Genomic DNA, 607 nt, shown 5'->3' on the forward strand with positions numbered 1-607 from the left:
AGCTGAGATTTGCTCGTTCTCCAAACTCTGCGCGTACTTAAAATACTCTCGCGCAGATTTATCTCGAAGGATCAATGATGGGCCAGCGATGCCGGTTTTGAAATCGTATTTAATGCGAACTTTTTCGGTGCCAGAGGTATCGAGAAAACGGATCTGCTTGTACAGTTTTTGGTTGCGAGCAACCGAGCTCCACATGTTCTCTAAGATGGTCAGATTGGCTTTACTGGGTTCACGTAAGTAATCGTAAAGGCTTTGACTGTGACCAAGTAGGTCGCTGATGGTTTCTATCTGATCTTGAATATTGTTGTATTCGCGCCCAGTGTAAGCCAGTTGGTGTAAGGCTTCTTTGGCGGTGTTTTCAACATTATTCGCTAAGAGGGCTTGGTATTTCTGGTAGTAGTAGGTGGCGGTGAGGGCACTAAAGAATAGTGCTGTCGCCAATAATGTGCCGACCAGCTTTTTTACTTTCACGCGTCCTACAGCCTATGATGCCTACTAAAACGACAATTATATCATTATTTGGCAGCATCTAAACAAAAAGCCACTGTAATACAGTGGCTTTTCGGTCAGATATGAGGCTTGTTAAGGCTTTAACGCTCGTTCTCCA

1 pseudogene is annotated in these 607 nt (G+C 44.3%); it reads right to left on the reverse strand.

The features are described 5' to 3' along the window. Nucleotides 1–471: pseudogene (locus R7E78_RS28200) on the reverse strand (diguanylate cyclase); the annotation flags it as partial. Nucleotides 472–607: the final 136 nt, after the last annotated feature.

This window comes from Vibrio sp. YT-19(2023), from assembly GCF_033337395.1.